19 protein-coding genes are annotated in these 19,452 nt (G+C 59.0%); 5 read left to right on the top strand and 14 right to left on the bottom strand.

The annotated features are described in order from the left end of the window. Positions 1-45 precede the first annotated feature (45 nt). Positions 46-1,260 (top strand): PQQ-dependent sugar dehydrogenase, encoded by a 1,215-nt coding sequence (locus NGM68_RS13585; RefSeq protein ID WP_425493575.1) that lies wholly within the window; start codon positions 46-48, stop codon positions 1,258-1,260. A gap of 464 nt (positions 1,261-1,724) precedes the next feature. Here the strand turns inward: NGM68_RS13585 and NGM68_RS13580 are convergent, their stop codons facing one another. Continuing rightward, complete coding sequence (locus NGM68_RS13580; protein ID WP_252698774.1) at positions 1,725-3,281, bottom strand: purple acid phosphatase family protein; 1,557 nt, start codon at positions 3,279-3,281, stop codon at positions 1,725-1,727. Positions 3,282-4,677: 1,396 nt separating this feature from the next. Further along, positions 4,678-5,412, bottom strand: coding sequence for an MBL fold metallo-hydrolase (locus NGM68_RS13575; protein ID WP_252698773.1), 735 nt, complete (start codon positions 5,410-5,412; stop codon positions 4,678-4,680). Positions 5,413-5,681: 269 nt separating this feature from the next. On the opposite strand from NGM68_RS13575, the gene NGM68_RS13570 reads away from it, so the two are divergent. Further along, the gene (locus NGM68_RS13570; protein WP_252698772.1) at positions 5,682-6,323 is read left to right on the top strand and encodes a DUF7344 domain-containing protein; all 642 of its coding nucleotides are present in this window, start codon (positions 5,682-5,684) and stop codon (positions 6,321-6,323) included. Here NGM68_RS13570 and phoU read toward each other — a convergent pair. The 3 genes from phoU to NGM68_RS13555 all read right to left on the bottom strand — a co-directional run bounded on the left by phoU (position 6,320) and on the right by NGM68_RS13555 (position 8,293). After that, positions 6,320-6,991 (bottom strand): phosphate signaling complex protein PhoU, encoded by a 672-nt coding sequence (phoU, locus tag NGM68_RS13565; protein WP_252698771.1) that lies wholly within the window; start codon positions 6,989-6,991, stop codon positions 6,320-6,322. The two genes, NGM68_RS13570 and phoU, sit on opposite strands and share 4 nt — an antisense overlap. Before the next feature lie 84 nt (positions 6,992-7,075). Continuing rightward, a complete protein-coding gene (locus NGM68_RS13560) occupies positions 7,076-7,501 on the bottom strand; it encodes a JAB/MPN domain protein-containing protein (RefSeq protein ID WP_252698770.1) in 426 nt (141 codons plus the stop codon). A gap of 108 nt (positions 7,502-7,609) precedes the next feature. After that, positions 7,610-8,293 carry an MBL fold metallo-hydrolase gene (locus NGM68_RS13555; RefSeq protein ID WP_252698769.1) on the bottom strand — a complete coding sequence of 228 codons (684 nt, stop codon included), beginning with the start codon at positions 8,291-8,293 and terminating at the stop codon, positions 7,610-7,612. Between the two features lie 236 nt (positions 8,294-8,529). Between NGM68_RS13555 and NGM68_RS13550 the strand changes: the two genes are divergently transcribed. After that, the gene (locus tag NGM68_RS13550) at positions 8,530-9,306 is read left to right on the top strand and encodes a VOC family protein (RefSeq protein WP_252698768.1); all 777 of its coding nucleotides are present in this window, start codon (positions 8,530-8,532) and stop codon (positions 9,304-9,306) included. Between the two features lie 82 nt (positions 9,307-9,388). Here NGM68_RS13550 and NGM68_RS13545 read toward each other — a convergent pair whose 3' ends face one another. From NGM68_RS13545 to ilvD, 6 genes are all read right to left on the bottom strand, one after another. After that, positions 9,389-9,679 carry a DUF5779 family protein gene (locus NGM68_RS13545; RefSeq protein ID WP_252698767.1) on the bottom strand — a complete coding sequence of 97 codons (291 nt, stop codon included), beginning with the start codon at positions 9,677-9,679 and terminating at the stop codon, positions 9,389-9,391. A 98-nt stretch (positions 9,680-9,777) separates the two neighbouring features. Next, a complete protein-coding gene (locus NGM68_RS13540; RefSeq protein WP_252698766.1) occupies positions 9,778-10,311 on the bottom strand; it encodes a DUF5815 family protein in 534 nt (177 codons plus the stop codon). 43 nt (positions 10,312-10,354) lie between these two features. After that, positions 10,355-11,311, bottom strand: coding sequence for a DUF7847 domain-containing protein (locus tag NGM68_RS13535; RefSeq protein WP_252698765.1), 957 nt, complete (start codon positions 11,309-11,311; stop codon positions 10,355-10,357). Then, a complete protein-coding gene (locus NGM68_RS13530; RefSeq protein WP_252698764.1) occupies positions 11,312-11,722 on the bottom strand; it encodes a DUF7124 domain-containing protein in 411 nt (136 codons plus the stop codon). 141 nt (positions 11,723-11,863) lie between these two features. Further along, positions 11,864-12,091, bottom strand: a complete 228-nt coding sequence (locus NGM68_RS13525; protein ID WP_252698763.1) for a DUF7979 domain-containing protein — start codon at positions 12,089-12,091, stop codon at positions 11,864-11,866. Between the two features lie 153 nt (positions 12,092-12,244). Beyond that, the gene (gene ilvD / locus NGM68_RS13520) at positions 12,245-13,987 is read right to left on the bottom strand and encodes a dihydroxy-acid dehydratase (protein ID WP_252698762.1); all 1,743 of its coding nucleotides are present in this window, start codon (positions 13,985-13,987) and stop codon (positions 12,245-12,247) included. Between the two features lie 173 nt (positions 13,988-14,160). Between ilvD and NGM68_RS13515 the strand changes: the two genes are divergently transcribed. Further along, complete coding sequence (locus tag NGM68_RS13515) at positions 14,161-14,448, top strand: HalOD1 output domain-containing protein (protein WP_252698761.1); 288 nt, start codon at positions 14,161-14,163, stop codon at positions 14,446-14,448. A 50-nt stretch (positions 14,449-14,498) separates the two neighbouring features. Here the strand turns inward: NGM68_RS13515 and rqcH are convergent, their stop codons facing one another. Continuing rightward, positions 14,499-16,679, bottom strand: a complete 2,181-nt coding sequence (rqcH, locus tag NGM68_RS13510; RefSeq protein ID WP_252701432.1) for a ribosome rescue protein RqcH — start codon at positions 16,677-16,679, stop codon at positions 14,499-14,501. A 63-nt stretch (positions 16,680-16,742) separates the two neighbouring features. Beyond that, on the bottom strand, positions 16,743-16,907 hold the full coding sequence (locus NGM68_RS13505; protein ID WP_252698760.1) for a hypothetical protein: 165 nt from the start codon (positions 16,905-16,907) through the stop codon (positions 16,743-16,745). Positions 16,908-17,062: 155 nt separating this feature from the next. Here NGM68_RS13505 and NGM68_RS13500 point away from each other — a divergent pair, with 155 nt between their 5' ends. After that, entirely contained in the window at positions 17,063-17,521 is a 459-nt protein-coding gene (locus NGM68_RS13500; protein WP_252698759.1) for a response regulator, read from the top strand. A gap of 62 nt (positions 17,522-17,583) precedes the next feature. On the opposite strand, the gene NGM68_RS13495 is transcribed toward NGM68_RS13500, so the two are convergent. Then, positions 17,584-18,912: an outer membrane protein assembly factor BamB family protein gene (locus NGM68_RS13495; protein WP_252698758.1), complete on the bottom strand. Its 1,329-nt coding sequence runs from the start codon at positions 18,910-18,912 to the stop codon at positions 17,584-17,586. Positions 18,913-19,452 lie beyond the last annotated feature (540 nt).

Genomic DNA, 19,452 nt, shown 5'->3' with positions numbered 1-19,452 from the left:
CATTGCCCCTATCGTTGAGAACATACACTACCCAGTGTTTTCCACATGCCCTCCTCAATCCCGCCTCACCCGGTTCGGCGACGTACCGTCCTTGCGACCGGCACATCGATCGGTTTCCTTTCCCTCGCCGGTTGCCTCAGCGACCTGTCCCGGCTGTTAGACCGGAGGCCGCCCGATACAGGGGACTATGAGGTGGAAACAGTCGTCGACGACCTCAGCCATCCCTGGGGCCTCGAGTTCGTTCCCGATACGGAGTACGCCCTCATCACGATTCGTGGCGGGGAACTCCTGCTCGCTGACCGGGAGGGTGGCTCGACTGAGCAAATCGAGGGAATACCCGACGTGTACGCCTCGGGGCAGGGTGGCCTCCTCGACGTAACTCTCCATCCCGAGTATCCAGAGGAGTCCTGGATGTACCTGACATACTCGGTCGCCAACGACGAGGGCGAGTCAGCCACTGCAGTTGGTCGCGGGCAATTCGATCCCGACGCCGACACGCTGTCACTCGAGTCTTTCGAGGAAATCCACGTCGCAGAACCGTTCGTCGACAGCACCGGTCACTTCGGTTCGCGGGTCGTCTTCGGGCCAGACGAGATGATCTACGTGACGACGGGCGACCGCCAGTCAAAGGACTTCGGCCCGGAGCACGTCTCGCAGGATACGACGAACGAACTGGGCGCGACGCTCCGCTTGGAACCGGACGGCTCGATTCCCGACGACAACCCGTTCGTAGACGACGATGAATTTACAGACGCCATCTTCACATACGGCCATCGAAACGTCCAGGGGATGACCGTCCACCCCGAGACGGACGAAATCTGGCAGAGTGAACACGGTGAAGAAGACGGCGACGAACTGAACGTGCTCGAGGAAGGGGGCAACTTTGGCTGGCCGATCGCTCACACCGGCTGTGAGTATGGCACCGACGAGCCAGTTGGAGAGGATCCACACGAACGCGACGACGTTATTGACCCCGTCTACTACTGGGAGTGTACCTCCGGTGGGTTCCCGCCGGCCGGGATGACGTTTTACGACGGTGAGGCGTTCCCCGAGTGGGGCGGCGACCTGTTCGTTGGGAACCTGGCGGGTCAGTACCTCGGGCGGTTCACGGTCGACGGAACCGATGTCGACGAAGTTGGTTCACTCCTCGGAGGAGAGGGATGGCGAATTCGTGACGTCGCCGTCGCTCCCGATACTGGATATCTGTACGTGTTGGTCGACGATGACAATGGCCCGCTCGTTCGAGTCATTCCTGATTGAATATACGTGTTTCATGAGGGAAATAGTATACCCGACATTGGTTCTGTGCTTTTCAGTTATTCGTTCGATTAGTAATTCTTCGTAAGCATTTGAGTATTTGCTCGAGTCTCCCAGAGCGGAAATGTTGGTTTTAGTCACCTAATCGCCATCTGACCCGCCAAGAGTTTTAGCTAGTCTAATGCTTCAAAGTCCAGTCACTGCAAGATAATCTATATAAATTTGGATATTTTAAATGTTATAATCCACTGAATGAAAAGACATCCTTTCATAATTGCACTGGGAAGCAGTGCCTATTACTCCTCGGACGTGTCCGTATTTTCTTCTGGTTGGGCACCAACCACACCGCGTATAGTGTGTCATGAACGTCGTCGGTTCTGGGTCTGCACACCTGTAGTGATTTTTATTCCAATAGAAAATTGAATCATATTTTAGTGAGTGCTAATGTTTAATAGAGCTAAATTAGACTAATTGGTAGAGCTACCTCTACCTTCAACAGCAAATTGATCTATGATATTCTCGTCTTCGTTTATCACTTTAACATCCACCATCGACCCGTCAAGCTCAACAATAATAACGTGTCTATCGCTTTCGAACTGATCAATATACCATTCATTTTTATTATTCCCACCACGAGGAACAACACCCCAAGCTCCGTCACCGAGATATTGAATTCCATCTTCGGAGACTTCCAGTTCTCGTATGGGTTTCGACCGCTTGTATGTATGATCACCGTGTTCGAGAGCAAAAGTAATATCGTATTCCTCAAACAACGGAACCCAATGGTCGCGAATCTTTACTTTTTCTTCCTTGTTCCAGTCCTTATGTGAAGGAAAAGCGGCACTATGATATGAGGTAAAGACGTAAGATCGCTCAGTCATATTTGCGAGTTGTTCCTCCAGCCACATAGTCTGCTGGCCTTTGACAGGGTTTGAACAATTAGAATCGAGGATGATGAAACTGAGATAGTTGCCAAAGTCAAGTGAATTGTATCCTGGCTGACCGGGAAAGGCGAACAGTTCATAGAAGAATGGAGCCATGAATTTTCGATACTCATCAGTTTGCTCGTAATCAACATGGTCGTGAGTTTCTAGCTCTCCGATTAGTTCGTGATCACCAATAGCTACAAGTATTGGAATTACTCTTCCTTCGTCAGTCACTAGTGTGTCCTTATTGACTGAAAACCAATCAAACCAGTCAGTGACCTGATTCGGGTCGGCATCTGCGTAAGCCAGGTCACCTCCCCAATGAATAAAATCTAAATTGTGTTTCATTGCCACTTCATTAACTCGCTTTAAAGCAACCCAGTCTGTCATTGTATCACCACCGGTCGCGAATCTGAGCGGTTTTTCCGATGATATTTCCGCAGGCATCGTGCGGAATTTGTATTCACGATTATAACCCGAAACCTGAAATTGGTATACCGTCCCAGGTTCTAAACCCGTTAATTCAGCCCTATGGATAGTTCGTGGGTCAATCGAACTTCGGTCAGTAGTGGAGGGAAATGGGCGTGAATCTGCACCAATCTCTTGCCAACTACCATTATCCTCACGTCGATATCGAAGTAGAGAGATAGAGGGTCGACCGCGAACTGTATGCCAATCTATTGTCATAGTTGTTGTAGGATTGTGTTGCCATGTCAGAAATATACCTACTAACCCTTCTGGTCGTGGTGGACGCCCTTTATATCTCTCCGATATGCTCAAATTAATAACGTAGCTAACAAAATCCTTTTCAAGGATTTTAAGTGTTGATAACCCGCCACCAATAGCCCCGACAATTCCGGAGAAGGCAGCAATCCCAGTGTAGCGCAAAATAAATCTTCGTCTTTTTTGTGGGCTATCGTTTGTGGAGTCACTTTCTCTCTCGTATTTCAGGAACGCAAAAACTGCAATAATTGACGATGTAATTATAGTGACTACAACTATTGAGAGAATGAACAATATTATCGGTGAATTGGATATAACCATGTTTAATTTATCGATATGAAAAGGGAGTAGAGCTGCTGTAACAGGCTGCCACATATTATAGTCGTTTTCACGCTTTCATTCTGCATAATAGGCGGGGTGTGGTAGCGTTCGAAGCCTCGTTGTATATGTGAATATTTCGAGAATCCCTATCGAGTCCTATCAACGGAGAGTAATATCCATTCAATCACCGGCTCCCAACCATTAATAAGTTGACCCGTTCACCTACTGGGTCGATGTCCAGCTGTGAACTCTTACAGGAAGTCAAAGAGAAAAACTCGTACTTCAGTGCGGGAGAGTGTCAAAAGCGATCGTACTCACCATAGCTGCGATTACCCCATATGGTCGCTCGAGAGCGGTGTCAACGGAAGGTAATGAGGTTCCAATTCCTCATAATTGGCTACAGAGGCCGCAATAATGGTCTCGTGGATAACAGATAGACGAACTAGGAAGGCACATGTGGTGTAGTACAACTCGAGTGGAGGTACAGACGAGTAGGATTCACAACCTCGAGTGATTTGCAGTTTGGAGGACGCACGAGTGAATTCAGATGTCTGTCGGCTCACGACGTTCGAACTCCAGCGCTGGGAACGAACATATGGGTGAGATGAAACGAGAGGAGACAGTCGAAAAGATTGGTTCGACATTCCGATGTGATTTACTGTGACACTCAAGATCCATCTCTACCAGTCTCCAATTATCTCACAGTGCACTTGCTATCAGCCATATTCGGGTCACGATTGCATATCTCTACTCACATAGTTGAAAGCCGTCACAACAACCTGCCTCGAGTCATATGAGAAGTGAAAGAGGAAATAACGGTCTCTGGTTGCGCATCTGTCCCACTCTGTATGAACTCCTTCACTCAGCAATTTCCACTGGGTTCACTCGAGTCGAGCAATGACCCTCGAATTTCGACATCCCGAACCCCATCAAAATACGCTCGAGTTTGTAAATCATCTCCACCGAAATACGTTCGAAAGAAAATATCAAGCCGTTCCTTGAGAAATAAGACCCATTTCAAAGTCTAAAACCGATAGACTACAACCGATTATGAAATTCACTCTATTCGATTGACTATTCGTTCGTGTTACAGAACCAATAATTCTATACACCACTTAGAAGCCTCATACCGGCCATTTTCAACTTCAGCCACCCACCTGAAACCCGATTTCACGTTCGCTCAACAACGCCATCGACAACTACCTAAAAACGCCTGACCGAAACCGATTATGAATCGCTCGAATAGGTGATTTTCCACGTCCACTGAGACGAACTCGAGTCACCCAGAATCCGAATACCCGCACTACACTACGAGTGAAACCGCTCGAACACATCTCTCGAGCTCGTTTTTTCGCACCAAATAAACCACCTAGTTCTAACGAAACACAACGTCACAGAGCTATTTGCGGATTTTCTACGGGATTATGAGGGATGGGCGGTAAAACGGCCTTTACTCGATCGAGATCGTCTGAAGATCCTCTGCAAAGCGGACGTCACCGTCGTAGTGGTTGGCGATGGAATCCTGCATCTCGGTGTGTCGCCCGTCTGTATGGGGATACAGGTGTGTCAGGTACACCCGACCGATATCGGTGCCGGCGAGCGCCTGTCCGAGTTCGCTCGGCGTCGGGTGGTTCGAGACATCTACATCATCTGGAAACGAGCAGTCGTGGATCAAGATCCCCGAACCGTCGGCGAAGTTCGCGAGACCAGGGAACGCCTCTGAGTCCCCGCTAAAGGTCACGTAATCGCCAAATCGGTAGGCGAGACACGGCAGTGAGTGTCGGGTCTCGTAGGCATCGACATCGAAGTTAGCTACCGAAAACGAGCCGGGGACGACTTCGCGGACTCGAAGCTCGAGTTTCTCCTGCATGTACTCGTGCACCGAGAGGTGGCCGTCGACGAGTGCTTTCGTTCCCTGCGGGCCGACAATCTCGAGGTGTTCCTCGCCCGCGAGCCACCGAGCTTTCATCAGCGGGAGCAAGTCGGCGACGTGATCCAGGTGATGGTGGGTCAACAGGACGCTCGAGACCGCCTCAAAGCCGATACCGGATTGCTGGAGTCGGTGGATGACGCCACTGCCACAATCGACGAGGAGGGTTCGTCCCGACTCTTGCACGACCAGCCCCGTTTGAAAACGCTCGCCGGTCGGAATCGCACTCCCGGTACCGAGAAACGTGACGCGCATACTCAGGGATGAACCCGGATCGATGAAAAGGATTTGGAGTGATAGTGACAACTGCAACGAATTACACACTGATCGCCGATACGTCTGGCGATCAGGTGGACATTGACTTGCAGTGGCTACTATAGCTCCTCACGGTTTCAGTCGTAGGCTTGTGAGTTGACGCGCGTGGAACCGATGATTTCACTTTTGAGACGATTCACGTGCAGATTACCCTCGCTGTGCGATAGTATGGATTTATATGGAATACGTGACTTGTCAGCGACACACATATGGGCCCCAACTCGGGTGTAACCTCACGGCAGTTGGGTACCGGGGCAGTGCACACGGATGGCGAATCGAGTAGTCAGCCAGCACTCACACCGGATGACCGGTTTCACGTCCTTCAGACGAGTCGCCGCCGTGACGTACTCCGCTATCTCCACCAGTCAGGTGGCGCCGTCGATATTCGTGATCTCACCGACTGGGTCGCCGCACGTGAGCACGAGACGACGCCTGAACAACTCAACTCGTCTCAGCGCCAACGGGTGTACATCTCGCTGTATCAGACCCACCTCCCGAAACTTGACGAGTATCGTATCGTTCGCTACGACAAAGACCGGGGAACCGTCGAACCGACCGAACGGATCGAGGAGTTCGTCGAGTACCTCGAGCCGCTATCCGAGGAGCCGGATCGAGAGTGGTGGCGACTGTACGTACTGGTGACCGGCATCAGTACGATCCTGGTTTCACTGTCGACTGTGGGCCTACTTCGGATTACTCCAACCGTCCTCTCCGGGCTGATCGTCGTCCTTCTGGTGCTGGTGACGAGTTTCCACGTGCTTGCCGAGTCGGTGCTCGATGGCGAGCGTCGACCCACGTGGCCCGAGTGGCAATCGTTCGTACCCAGCCGAGGGCGTCGTGGGGACGATTAGTAAATGAGTTCGTCGTCGTTTTCGACCATGTACAGCGTCCGTGCGGCGATGTTGACGGCGTGATCGCCGACGCGCTCGAGGTCACGGATCGTCAACAAGAGCCGGGAGACGTCCTGTAAGAGGTACTCGACTTCGTCTGGAGCGTCGAGTTCGCGCTCGATCAGATCCCTGACGACGATTTCGCTCGCTCGTTCGGCAAAGTGATCGAGGTCGTCGTCCCGGGAGGCAAGTTCGTGACAGGCGTCGGTATCCTCCCCGTCGTAGGCCTGCATCGCATCGTCAACCATCTCGAGGGTGAGTTCTCCCATCGCCTGTACGTCGACGTCCGGAAACAGGTCGCGTTCGGCGTCGATCGTGTACTCCCCAAGATTGACCGCGAGGTCGCCGATGCGCTCGAGGTCGGTGATGATCTTGAACGAGGAGGCGATAAATCGCAGGTCGCTGGCGACGGGTTGCTGGAGTGCAAGAAGGTTGATACACTGTTGCTCGAGGTCGAGGTACATGCGGTTGACCTCGCTATCGCCAGTGATCACGTCGTTGGCGAGCGCTTCGTCCTTTTGCTCGAGGGCGTCGAGCCCCATCCGAAGTCGTTCCATCACGACCTCGCCCATGTAACAGATCTCCGAACGAAGCTCCCGGAGCTGTTCCTGATAGGAGGTTCTGGCCATAATCAAGCCACTCCGGGCGGCAGTGATATACCTTACGTACGTTAGCATCGATCGATTCAGGAAACGGAATGCACACCCAGACGGCTACTCGAGGTGATCCACCGGCGGCTCGGCATCCAGGATCTCGAGTGGGAGGCGATCCCCCGAGCGGTCGAACGCACCGAAGGCCGTCTCGCTCTTGTCCCACGGCGGCACCGCCACGAAGATCACCTGGGCGAGGTCGTCCTTCCGGGTGACGGCGAGTTCCTCTACGGGGTGGGAGACGAACCGCCCCTGGGTTTCCGTCGCCGGTGTCGAGAGCGTCACGCCGAACACCGCGTTGACCGAATTACCCGGGTCGGGCAGAAAAAAGTCCGTGAACACCGGTGTCTCCGGGTCGAGCGCATCGGCCGCAGCTCCCTCGAGTGCCGACGCCTGTGTCACTGAGAGGCCAGTCGTCACGTGACCTGGGTCGGCGTCGGCTGCGAGTTCGAGCAATACCTCGACCAGCCCACGGGTGATGTAAACCACGGGTGATACTTCTCGAGTCGTGTACAAAGACTTGTTCCCGGCATGGGTTGGGTTCCACCCTCGATGTAGCGGAGTGGAAACAGGGACGGGAGTGAAAAACTGGCGATCTCAGAACGGCAAGAACTGGCGAACCGCCCCCGCATAGGCGCGCGGCGTCCGCTTTCGCGATTCGTCGAGGGTCTCGTTCAGCACGCGTGAGGCGTCCGTCATGATTCCCTCGCCGTGGCCGACGAGAATCCGTTCGGGGTGATAGCCACTCAGGGTCGCCCTGGGTGGCGTCAGTCGGCGCATCGGATGGACGCCGAGGGGTTCGTCCCCGGCGCGGAAGTACGGGGCCGTCCCGAGCGATTCGTGGACGAGCAACGTCCCACGGATGGGATCGTAGAAGCCGACTTCCTGCCAGGTTCGACTGTCCTTGAGGACGATTGCCTCGAGGCCGGTGTCGGCGAGTTCGTCCTCGTAACGGGTTACGGGCGCGCCGAGCGTTTCGCTTACGCCGTCGAACCAGGTCGGTAGGTAGACCGGAACCTCGTGGCGTTTGGCGATTGCTCCCGCATCGCGTTTGTGACGATCCACCGTGACGACAACGCCAGCGACCTCGCCGAGGGAGCTGAGCAACTCGTCGAGACCGTCGGCGTCCACGGGGTCGAACACCCAGACCTTGCCGTCGAACTCGAGGGCGTGACTGGCCCGCTGCATCGTTTCTTCGGGGTGAGCGATCCAGCCGACACCGCCGTCGAACCGGTCGATTTCCTGTAGGTCAGTCGCTCGTCCGTCGACACGAAAGCTCATAGGCGATGGTTAGAGCGCCACGCTAATAAACGTCGCCTCGAATGCAACACAATGTGTTTGTTTGCTATAGTAGCCTCCAAAAGTCAATGTACACCAGATCGCAAGACGAGTCTGCGATCGGCGTCTGAATCGGTTCAGTTGGGACGATACCTCGCTTCGATGTGGGTGGGTGCTCCCTCGCATCGGTGACAGCACCCGTCGATGGGACTTTGTGGCCCCCCTGAGTATCCCCACGTATGCTGACTGGGCTGGCCTGGCTCGGACTCGAGGTCAAGTACCTCGAGCCCGCCCGTCGATTTTACGAGGAGACGCTCGAGCTGTCAGTTCGACTGGATGGGCGTTCCCATCCCGCACTGGTAGCTGCTTCAGGCGCCACCGATACCGACGACGGGATCAGTACCGATACGAATGATGGCGAGGGCGACGCCGTCGTCTTTCGGGCTGGTGAGAGCGATATCGTCCTCCGGCGACCCACGTCGCTCCCTCGTGGGGGCGTCCACACCCACTTCGCGTGTTCGATTCCGGCCGCTGAGTACGACGACTGGTGGGAGCGCCTCGATGGTGCCTACGACCTCGACGAACACACCTTTGGCGACGCTCGCTCGTTGTACCTGTACGATCCCGACGGGAACTGCGTCGAGCTGGGACAGACCGAGGTGGCCGGGCCGGGGATCGACGGCATCTTCGAGATCGTCCTCGAGGTCGCCGATCTCGAGGCTGCCGAAGCCCGCTATGCCGAACTGGGATTCGAAACGGTCGACCGGGGCGACGACCGCCAACGGGTCAGGATGAACGGCCCGATGGCGCTCGAGCTCTGGGAGCCACAGCTCGGGCTGGCCGATGCCAGAGGCGGCCTCCATGTCGATCTGGGATTCGAGACGGACGATCTCGAAGCGGTGGAAAAAGCACTCGGGAGGAACGTGTGTTCGCTCGAGCGAACCGACTCGCGACTCGTCGCTCGCGATCCGGACGGACACCACCTGACGTTTCTGGTGGAGTCTGGAGAGGGATAGCCGGCACTCGGCATCCAGGGAAGCAGAGCGACCGAGCGCACGAAAAACGCTCGAGGGCGCTCGAGACCACCGCTCAACCGGCTCACAACCGGCTCGTATCCACGTCGACACCCGGCGGCGCAACGATCAAAAACCCGCGGAAGTGCACCAGACTGCCGCCCGATTCCTTGATGTCGCGCGCGAAGCCCGCCGCCAATTCGTTGACGTCGCCCTTGACGTTCAACACCAGTACGTTTCCTGCCCCGATGGCCTCGAGCCACTCCTCCGGGGGTTTCGATCCGTCGAGCACGTCGAGGAGGATGCTCCCTTCGAGCTCGAGTTCGTCGTCGATGTGTTCCTCGACGGTTCGGAGGTCGAGGTCGAAATCGCTCATGTGCGGAGGTTGAACCGCGACGAGAAAAACGTTCCCCCACCGGATAGGGGCGGAGATGTGGGTGTGCGTGAGAACGTGTCAGCAACGCTGCCCTTTGATCAAACCGGCGCGTCGTGTTCGCTCTCGAAGTCCCGAAGCTGTCGGTACTCGTCGACGAACGATTCGACGTCGAACTCGAGCATCTGGCTCTCGAACTCGGTAATCGCGTCGCCGTCCTCGGCGTGGCTGATCGCGTGTTCCATCAGTTCGACGATCAACTCGACGACGATCACGTGGAGACGGCGTGAGTCGAAGTCGGTGACCCACAACAGCGTGTAGCCGACGGCACCGTCTTCGGCCGCGTCGTGGACGACCACCTTCTCTGGGAACTCCTCCATGACGATCCCGAGCAGGTGAGGGGTGCCGAACTCGTCGAAGTCGTCGGCGGTGTCGACCGTCTCCCGTAACACGGCGACGAGCGACTCCGGAACGAATCTCGAGGGTGGATGGACGTCGGTGACGACGGCGTGGCGGTCGCCACAGGAACAGTTGTACTCTCGCATACCGAGGTCGATGTCATGTGGGTCGAGCGTCCGTCCACAGGGCAATTCGAGCGTTCGCGTGTCGTCACCCGGGACGCGAGGTTCGGCCATCGGGTTCGTTTGGAAGGGGACGGTGATAAGCCCGACGACTGCGTTATGGCAAGAGTTCGTCGTCGATGCCCTCCCACCTGGCGTCTTCCTGTGCCTGCGCGTGCTCGAGCTGGTCGAACCCGCTCGCGAGGATTGCGAGCGCGAACAGCCAGGCCAGCGCGGTGAGCGCCACGTTCGCGAGTTCGCCGGCGAGAGGGTACGCCTGGAGAGCGGCGACGGCGAACGCCCCGAGGGAACTGATCGTGATGAAGCTCATGACGATGACCACGAGCAGCGCGAACACCTTGATCCAGGAGCCACGAACCAGCTCGAGGCTGCGTTTCATCGCCTCGATGACGCCCACGCGTTCGGTTGCCAGGTAGGGATGAGTGAACGCGAAGGCTGTCGCGACGACGAGTCCCGGAACCACGAGCAGAGCCAGCCCGAGGCTTACGAGCATCGATCCGAGCACCGCTGCGGCGAACGCCGAGAGCGTCGTTCGTGCGAGTGCCTCGTTCCACGCCGGTCGTGATGCACTCCGTTCTTCGGTATCCGGTGGGGCTTCCGTGACGGTAGTAGACGTGACCGAGGAATGGGGCTCTTCGCTCGAGGTCGTGGTTTCCGATTCGGTGTCCCACGAACGGGCATCCGTCGCCGACGCGTCGTGAGAGAGGTCATCAGAATCGATTCCCGATGCGCCTGAATCCGGGCGAACCAGCAACCGAAACGCGACGACAGAGGCAGTGACGAATCCGACCAGCATGGTGAGCCAGAGCAGTGTCGATACGCCCAGGGGGATCTCGAGCGCCAGCGGCAACTGCTCGGGGAGCATCTCGAGGTCGGCACCGAAGGGGAGTTCCTCGTCTGCGAGTTCGTCGCGCTGGGCTTCGACCTGGCTCTGGATGCCGACGAGCATCAGTAGCTGGGTGAGGAACACGGCGGCGAACCCGAGGCCGGCCCGGCGGTCGCTCACGCGGGCGAACGCCTCGTCGATCGCCTCGAGAACCGACAGCCCCGTCATCTATGGCCAGTCGTCGCGGACGTCCTCCTCGGCGTCGATCGAGGCAGACTGATCGCTGGCGAGCGTCCACTCGGCGGCCTCCGCGGCGTCCTCGACGTGGAGGAACTCCCAGCCGACCTCCTCGGCCAGTGCTTCGTCCGCGTCATCGACACCGACGAACACGTGTCGCTCGGTGTCGAACTGGCGTTTGACGCTCTCTAAGCTCTCGGCTTTCCCGCGTGGGCCGGAGAAGAAGTCCTGTCTGACCCTGTTCTTTCGCGTGAAGTTCGTGACGACGTACGTCGGCTCCTCGGAGACGACCCCCACGTAGGAACTCCAGCCCCGGGCGTCGTCGAAGACGGCCTCCGGGGAGGCCACCGCTTTCAGGGCCTCGAGTTCGAACGCGAGCGTCATATCGCTTCCGCCGTTCATACACGGCGTTGTCGCGCACCCCGGAAAACGGCTTCGATACGCCCGAGGACGGTGGATCCGACCGGGGTCGTCGACGGTGGCTGTCGCTCAGGGGCGTCCAGAAACAAGTGGATGTGAGCGCAGTGCAACCAAAACGAGTTCTCAGACCGACGAGATCAGATAGTAGTCGGTGAACACGATCACCTCGCCGACAGCCAGGTCGGTCTCGTCGATGGTCACCGTGGTGTTGCCGTCAGCTAGCTCGAGAAATCGCTCGAGGGCGTCGTCGCTCAACTCGTCGAGGTGACGAACCGAGCGGTGATCGTCGACGGTCGACAACTGGCGGAGGGTGATCGGTCCCGGAACGGGTTGGCTGTCACTCGTTGCCATGTCCAATGATATCAATGGCCACCATTATATTTAAATTCACGGGTGGCGGCACGAATCGACGGGCACCCTTCACATAGCCAAACCTCCTTCATATGAACAAGACGTCGTAGCCGTCGGGAAGGAGACGGGTGGGTGTACCAATCGATGCAGGACTCAATCTCGAGTCAACCGCGGGTTCGTTACGGCACCGTTGGCAGCCGAGTCGAAGTCACGACAGTACTTCGCCAGCACGCCTCCCTCGTAGGCCGGTTCTGGGCGTTCCCACACGTCCCGGCGGGCCTCGAGTTCGTCGTCATCGAGGTCGACGGCCAGCGTCCGGTCGGGGATGTCGACCGTGATCACGTCCCCGTCTTCGAGCACGCCGATTGGGCCGCCAACGAACGCTTCCGGGGCCACGTGGCCGATCATCGGCCCCCGTGTGGCACCGGAGAATCGGCCGTCGGTGATGAGCGCCACGTCGTCCTCGTGACCAGCGCCGACGACGGCCGCGGTGACGCCGAGCATCTCGCGCATGCCCGGGCCGCCGCGTGGCCCCTCGTTCCGGATGACGATCACGTCGCCGCTCTCGATGTGGCCCTCCTGGACGTACGCCATCGCGTCCTCCTCGTTTTCGAAGATGCGTGCCGGCCCCTCGTGGTGGAACGCGTCGTCCCCCGTTACTTTCAACACCGCACCGTCGGGAGCGAGATTCCCCTCGAGGATCTTGATCGCCCCCTCCGCCTCTTTGGGCTCGTCAACCGTGTAGAGGAACGGCGCGTCGACCGTCTCGTCGCTCGCTGCTAGCGCGCCCGTCTCCTCGAGGTGAGCGAGTTCCGCTTCGATCGTCCGCCCCGTTACGGTCATCGCGTCGCCGTGAAAGAGGTCTGCCCCGAGCAACCGACGGATGACGACCGGGACACCGCCGATCTCGTGGAGGTCGTTCATCACACTGTCGCCGCCTGGCTGCAAGTCGGCGATTTTGGGGGTGCGTTTCGAGATGTCGTCGAAGTCCCCGATTTCGAGGTCGACGTCCGCCTCGCGGGCGAGCGCGAGCAGGTGGAGGACGCCGTTGGTCGAGCCACCGATGGCCGTCTGGAGGGCAATGGCGTTCTCAAACGATTTCCGCGAGAGGATGTCCGAGGGGCGACGGTTCTCCGCAACGACCTCGACGGCGAGTTCGCCGGCGCGCTCGGCGACCGTATAGCGCTCCTCGTCCTCCGCGGGTGGCGACGCACTTCCGAGCGGGGCCAGCCCTAATGCTTCGGAAATCGAAGCCATGGTGTTCGCCGTGAACATTCCGCCACAGGAACCGGCACCGGGGCAGGCGTGGCGCTCGAGGTCGTCGAGTTCGTCGGCGTCCATCTCGCCGGTGGCGTGGGCCCCGACGCCCTCGAACACCTGGACGATGGTGACGTCGCGTCCGTCGTGCTGGCCGGGCATGATCGACCCGCCGTAGAGGAAGACGCTGGGGAGGTCGGTTCGGATCGCCGCCAGCATCATTCCGGGGAGGTTCTTGTCACAGCCGGCGACGGTGACGAGGCCGTCCATCCGTTCGCCGAAGGCCACGAGTTCGACGCTGTCGGCGATGAGTTCCCGCGAGATTAGTGAGGCCTTCATCCCCTCGGTGCCCATCGAGATGGCATCCGAAATCGTGATCGTACCGAACTCGATCGGCATCCCGCCAGCGTCGTCGACGCCCTCGAGCGCCGACGCGGCAACGTCGTCGAGGTGGACGTTACAGGGCGTGATGTCCGCCGCCGGGTTCGCCACGCCGATCATCGGTGATCCGAAGTCGGCGTCGTCGAACCCCATCGCTCGAAACATCGCCCGGTGGGGTGCTCGGTCGGCCCCCTCCGTCACGTCGCGACTCTGGAGGCGCTCGTCCTTTCCGTGATCGAACACGTCGTCACTGCTCATGGTCGCTTCTTGCGTCGAGCGTGCATAAGTCACCCCCCTCGGTCAATCATTGCACCGTCCCCGAACGATTCCCGAACATCGACGGCACCGGTGACGGGTGGCTGACAGGCGTCGGACACCTATCACGCAAGTATCAACGGGATTTTTACGATCTACTGTTGGCTACCTTGGTTATGGAGCAGGATCATCGGACTGGGCTCGCGATCATCGAAACGGTTGCCGAACGGAAGGGAATAGACCCCCTCGAAGTCGAGCCACCCCTGTACGAATCGGTCGACGTCGACGCGCTCGAGGCGCTCTTTCGATCCCGGGCCGGCCAGTCCACCGTCACCATCTCCTTCGAATATGCGGGCTATCTCGTCACGCTCGAGGGGCCTGATACGGTTCGGCTGACACCGCTGGCGAGCGACGCGGCCGAGGAGACACACTCACAGGATCAGTCGTTCGAAGCCAATTTGTAAATCGCCTCGGGTGGCTCACGTGCCAGGCAAACAGGTCAGGCGAACCCGTCTTACTCTTCGAGCAGCCGGCTCCCACCCGGTGGCAGGAAGTGGGCGATCTGATCCGGGCTGGCGATCTTTCTGACGAACGATTCGTCGGTGAACCGCTCACGGAGTTCGCGGTAAATCCGTTTCGCCGCGTCGGCCTGGGCGAACCGACCCGGTTCGACCCGAATCGTCGTCACCGCGACCGCCTCGATGGCCGACGGCGGTCCGCCGATCACGCGGGTGTAGGGTTCACACTGGATGCCGACGGCGACGCCGACCGGCGTGTCGTCGAGGTACCTGCGGTCGCCACGGATGGCGAACCCGCCTTTCTCGAGGTACTCGCCGCTTTCGGGCGTCTTCGAGACCTGATCGGAGTCGACCACGTAGACGTCGCCCGCGTACCGGCCGTCCTTCCAGACTGACGAGTAGGAGACGGCGAACTGGGCAGCCTCCTCGACGCTGCTCTCCGGAATCTCGATGTCCTTCGAGGACGCCTCGCTCGGGTCGGTCGCCTTCAACACCGTCACGGGCCCGCCGTGGGCCTGCGTGTGTAACACCTTATCGCCGCGTTCGAGGTACTTCTTGACCAGTTCCTCGTTCTGATCGGCGTTTCGCCCGCCGATGACGAGGAACCCGTCGCTCGTGTGGAACCAGCGAAACCGCTCGTACCACTGTTCGTTTTCGCGAACCGGCACCGAGGGTTCGGCGAGCCAGTCGCGTTGATCCGCCTCTTCGTCGATATCGTCGGTCTCCGGCCCGTCGTCAGCCTCCCACTCGTCGCGGCGCCGTTTGATCTCCGCGAGCTCCTCGCGGGTGTCCTCGATGGCCGCGAGCGCACCCTCTTTTTTCTCCGCGATACGCTTGGCCTCGGTGTAGAGGCGGTCTGCGTTCTTCTCCACGCCGTCCTCGACGAGGAGGGTAATTGGGTCGCCCTCGAGGCGGATCGTCACCGTACCCTCCTTGCCGTTGACGTCGACGAACGGTTGGGCGGCGTCCATCCCCTGCTCTTTAGCCTCGTCGAGACGGCCGGCGATCTCACCCCAGGGAACGCCGTCGGCTCTCGCCGACCGAACCGTCGACAGGAGGTCGTCGACCGTGCCGTAGTGAGCGTACAGCAGTTCGGCCTTCTCGCGTTCGGCTTCTGCTTGCTCGTCGAAGCCCGCGATGGCCCCCTCCTGCTGGTCGATGATTCGCTGGTGTTTCGCGATCTGTTCTTCGAAATCCGGTCGCTGGGCCCGCGGATCGGGTTCGTCGTCCTCGAGTTCCAGCCGAAGGAAGTACTCCTCGAGTGCGTCCAGAAACGTGTCGTAGGGCTCGCTGGGCAACACGTTGCGTTCCTCGAGCGGGAACGGCGTCACGTCGACGACGTGGTTGTTTGCGGCGGTTTCGTCCGCTGGTTCCGCGCTCGTTCCCGCATCGTTAGTCTCGTTGGCTTCGCTCTCGCCGTCGTCGCCATCCTCGAGGTACACCCGTGGCTCGACCTGCCCGTTTCGGAGATCGATCGCCAGCCGTTCGATCGCCTCGTAGAGCCGTTCGTACTCGTCCTCGCCGGCGTCCTCGATATCGAGGGTCTTCTCGACGCCAGCACGCGTACAGAGCTCTTCGGCGTAGAGCCCGCCGAAGTTGAGCTGGGTCGCGAGCGTTCGCACGACGTCGGTGTCGGAGTCGTCCATGGAGTGATCGAACGCCTCGCGCGAGATCGTGAGCGGGTTGACCCGCGATTCCGGGAACTCATAGCGCGATCCCGGGACGACCGTCCGGGATTTCAGTCGAACGGTCTCGAGGCAGTCGATCACCTCGTACTCGCTGTCGGTGACGGCGACGTTCCCCTGGCCGAAGAGTTCGACGATGATGCGGGTAACGCCGTCTTCGCGGTCGAAGACGAACTCGAGGATGCGATCGAACTCGTACTGCTCGACGCCGACGAAGTCAGCGCCGGAAAGTCGGTTGCGAAGCATCATCGCGAACTGCGGTGGCCGCCCGGGTGCATCGGGCACCCGTTCGGGCGAGAGGGTCTGGACTCGTTTTTGCTCACCGACCTCGATCAGTAGTTCCACCCGCCCGCGGTCGAAGTCGCGCATCTTGAGACGAACGAGATCGTCGCCATAGAGGTAAGCCTTGTCGACTTTCGCCCCCTCGTAGGTGCCGAGTTCGCCGACGAGGGCTGCCAGGTCGACGCTGGTGAGTTCCCGTTTGGGCTCGATAGTCATATCTCACAGTGCCGCCTCCGGTGGGAAAGGCGTGTCGCTCCGGTGTGAGCGGGTAGTTTACGATGGATGCTGGTGACGAATCCGCTCGGCGATCGTTCCCGGCACCGGCGTGCGACAGTCGCGACAGAGCCACGTCGGGTACGTGCCGCCGACCTCCTTCTCGAGATCCTGACGGTACTCGAGGGTGGCACCGCAAACGCATCGGTAGGTGGTCTGGGACATATCCGCTGGTTTCACCCTCGAGTCACAAAGAGGGAACTGGCGTCGAATCCCGGGGAGAGAGCGGGTCACCTGTACATTTGAAGCAGCATAAACACAGCCCCACACATTTAGGTGGAGGCCTTACACCGGTTGGTCGAGAACGTTCACGTACGCCCATGAATTCCTACACCCCCGAAGAGCCAATCGAGATCGTCCTGATCGAGGACAATCCCGGCGACGTCCGACTCACTCAGGAGGCGTTCAACAGCGTCGAGAGCGACGTTACCTTCCAGGTCGTCACCAATGGCGTGGAGGCGGGCCGCTATTTCAGTGAACTCGATGGATCCGATCCGGACGACCATCCAGACCTCGTCCTCCTGGATCTCAACCTGCCGCGTTCGGACGGGTTTGACGTGCTCGACATACTCGCAGAGGAAATCGAGTATCCGCCGCCACCGGTGTTGATCCTCTCGAGTTCCGAGAGCAAAGCGGACATCATCAAGAGCTACGAGAAGGCGGCGAACGCCTACCTCACCAAACCCCAGTCGCCGACCGAGTTCGATTCGATGGCCCAGGCGATCGAGTCGTTCTGGATCGACACCGCCCAGCACGCGCCGGTCGAGGCCTGTGCGTAATCATCTCTCGATCAAGCCCTTCTCGATAAAAGGTAGGATCGCCCCTCCGGAACCAGCTTCGGTCACTCCTCCGGAACCAGACAGTATGCGTGCCCGGGAGCCTCGAACACCGTCTCCAGTTCGTCGTCCCAGTAGTTCGCGATCGACGCTCGCTCGGCGTAGTAGATCCGACCGTCTCGAGGCACCGGCTCGCTGGTCACGTGGCCACGGTTTTCGACCGTCCAACGCACTGATCCAGTGTCCTTCTCGAGGCAGTACAGGTTCCCGTCGTACGAGCCCACGAGGACGGCGTCGGCGGTCACGGTCAGCGAGCCGATGACATTGCCGTGAACGTACGTCGACCACAGCTCTTCGCCCGTGTCGGTGTCGAGGGCGTAGACCGTCCAGTCGTCGCCACCGACGTAGACCACGCCGGCCTCGGGGTCGATCCCCGGATTCGACATGACGACCTGGCCGATTTCGAACGACCACTCCTCGGTACCGTCCTCGAGGTCGAGGCGGTAGACGTACCCGTCCCAGGAGCCGACGAACGCGCCCCCGTCGTAGGTCGGGATCGTTCCCTTGACTTCCCTGCCGGTTTGGAACTCCCACTCGAACTCGAGCGAGGGAAACTCCCAGCAGTAGACGACGCCGTCGTTCGAGCCCGTGATCATCCGCTGGGTGGCGGGATCGATCGCCGTCGACGGGTGGGGCATCCCCCACAGGCGGTCGTCCTTCCACAGGGGCTCACCCGTCCCGGCGTCGAGCGCCCACATCGTCCCCGCGTCCGGGTTCGAGTACTCCGTGACGACGTAGACGACGCCCTCCCAGTAAGCAGGACTCGAGCCGATGGCAATTGCGCCGTCGAGGCGACCACGGGAAGTGTGCCAGATCTCGTCGCCAGTGTCGGGATCGAAGGCGTACATGTCGCCGTCGTAACCCCCCAGGTAGGCGACGTCGCCGATAATCGTCGGTGTGCCGTGAAAGCCGAGCGAGCGTGACGCGCCGGTCATTCGCGTCCATCGATGTCGCCCCTCGGGATCGACGGCGTGGAGCCTGCCGGTGTCGGCGGGGATCACGATCGTTTCGCCGTCGGGCGTCGGCAGCGGCGTCGACTTCGCCGCCGTGTGCCCGACGTAGTTGACCGGGAGCGACCAGTTGACCGACACCGCGTCCGGAACGGTCTCCTCCGGATAGTAGCCCAACCGGCGAAGGCCACCACGGAACATCGTTGCGTCGTCCCGCAGTGGATAGGTCTCGTCGTAGGGCAGGATCTCGGGATCGAACGACTCCTGATCGCGGTCGTACGTGCCGTATCCCGGCATCGCACAGCCTGCCAGGCCGGCGACCGCGAGGCTCCCACTGGCGAGGAACTGGCGTCTCGAGACGCGGGGACTCGAGGGACGGGTCATGTGTCGTCGAGACGGTTGTCAGCGAGCTACCATAGGTGCCTCGGTCACAGCTACGGCGATCGAGTGCTCGCGAACGACGCGATCCCCCGCTGATCGGAGACGAACGTCGAACGAACGCCGGCCAACTCACAGCGAACGAGATCCGAACGGCGACTCGAGCGGACGGCGTTCAATGTGACGCCGTCTGCGTCCGTCGATCCACTACACTACAGTACCTGTATTATTATAGTATATAATCAATATCTATACAACACATTATTTGTATCTTTGATATACAGACGCTAGTCGACGTTCATGATTGCAACGAGGAAGTACACTGCAAGACCGATAGGGTCTGGCGTCGGCACTCACCGAAGATTGTCGTTCCACGATAGCAGGTGTCGGAGAATCGGGACAATAGTCCTCGTCGAAAATCGGACGTTCCATCTTCGTAAACCAACCATATCCAAACTTCTGTCCAAAATAATATGCAATATAAATCCACTTTTCCAATAAAATGTACACATAGAGTAACTTTATATAATCACCCGTGGTGCACAC

The sequence above is a fragment of the Natronosalvus vescus genome, assembly GCF_023973145.1.
GTDB lineage: Archaea > Halobacteriota > Halobacteria > Halobacteriales > Natrialbaceae > Natronosalvus > Natronosalvus vescus.
The sequence above is the reverse complement of the archived record's forward strand: the minus strand, read 5'-3'. Positions and strand labels throughout refer to the sequence as shown.

Excerpts from the sequence above, each read along its gene's own strand:
- NGM68_RS13585 (WP_425493575.1), top strand. The coding sequence starts at position 46 with ATGCCCTCCTCAATCCCGCCTCACCCGGTTCGGCGACGTACCGTCCTT.
- NGM68_RS13580 (WP_252698774.1), bottom strand. The coding sequence starts at position 3,281 with ATGTGGCAGCCTGTTACAGCAGCTCTACTCCCTTTTCATATCGATAAA.
- NGM68_RS13575 (WP_252698773.1), bottom strand. The coding sequence starts at position 5,412 with ATGCGCGTCACGTTTCTCGGTACCGGGAGTGCGATTCCGACCGGCGAG.
- NGM68_RS13570 (WP_252698772.1), top strand. The coding sequence starts at position 5,682 with ATGGGCCCCAACTCGGGTGTAACCTCACGGCAGTTGGGTACCGGGGCA.
- phoU (WP_252698771.1), bottom strand. The coding sequence starts at position 6,991 with ATGGCCAGAACCTCCTATCAGGAACAGCTCCGGGAGCTTCGTTCGGAG.
- NGM68_RS13555 (WP_252698769.1), bottom strand. The coding sequence starts at position 8,293 with ATGAGCTTTCGTGTCGACGGACGAGCGACTGACCTACAGGAAATCGAC.
- NGM68_RS13550 (WP_252698768.1), top strand. The coding sequence starts at position 8,530 with ATGCTGACTGGGCTGGCCTGGCTCGGACTCGAGGTCAAGTACCTCGAG.
- NGM68_RS13545 (WP_252698767.1), bottom strand. The coding sequence starts at position 9,679 with ATGAGCGATTTCGACCTCGACCTCCGAACCGTCGAGGAACACATCGAC.
- NGM68_RS13540 (WP_252698766.1), bottom strand. The coding sequence starts at position 10,311 with ATGGCCGAACCTCGCGTCCCGGGTGACGACACGCGAACGCTCGAATTG.
- NGM68_RS13535 (WP_252698765.1), bottom strand. The coding sequence starts at position 11,311 with ATGACGGGGCTGTCGGTTCTCGAGGCGATCGACGAGGCGTTCGCCCGC.
- NGM68_RS13530 (WP_252698764.1), bottom strand. The coding sequence starts at position 11,722 with ATGAACGGCGGAAGCGATATGACGCTCGCGTTCGAACTCGAGGCCCTG.
- NGM68_RS13525 (WP_252698763.1), bottom strand. The coding sequence starts at position 12,091 with ATGGCAACGAGTGACAGCCAACCCGTTCCGGGACCGATCACCCTCCGC.
- ilvD (WP_252698762.1), bottom strand. The coding sequence starts at position 13,987 with ATGAGCAGTGACGACGTGTTCGATCACGGAAAGGACGAGCGCCTCCAG.
- NGM68_RS13515 (WP_252698761.1), top strand. The coding sequence starts at position 14,161 with ATGGAGCAGGATCATCGGACTGGGCTCGCGATCATCGAAACGGTTGCC.
- NGM68_RS13505 (WP_252698760.1), bottom strand. The coding sequence starts at position 16,907 with ATGTCCCAGACCACCTACCGATGCGTTTGCGGTGCCACCCTCGAGTAC.
- NGM68_RS13500 (WP_252698759.1), top strand. The coding sequence starts at position 17,063 with ATGAATTCCTACACCCCCGAAGAGCCAATCGAGATCGTCCTGATCGAG.
- NGM68_RS13495 (WP_252698758.1), bottom strand. The coding sequence starts at position 18,912 with ATGACCCGTCCCTCGAGTCCCCGCGTCTCGAGACGCCAGTTCCTCGCC.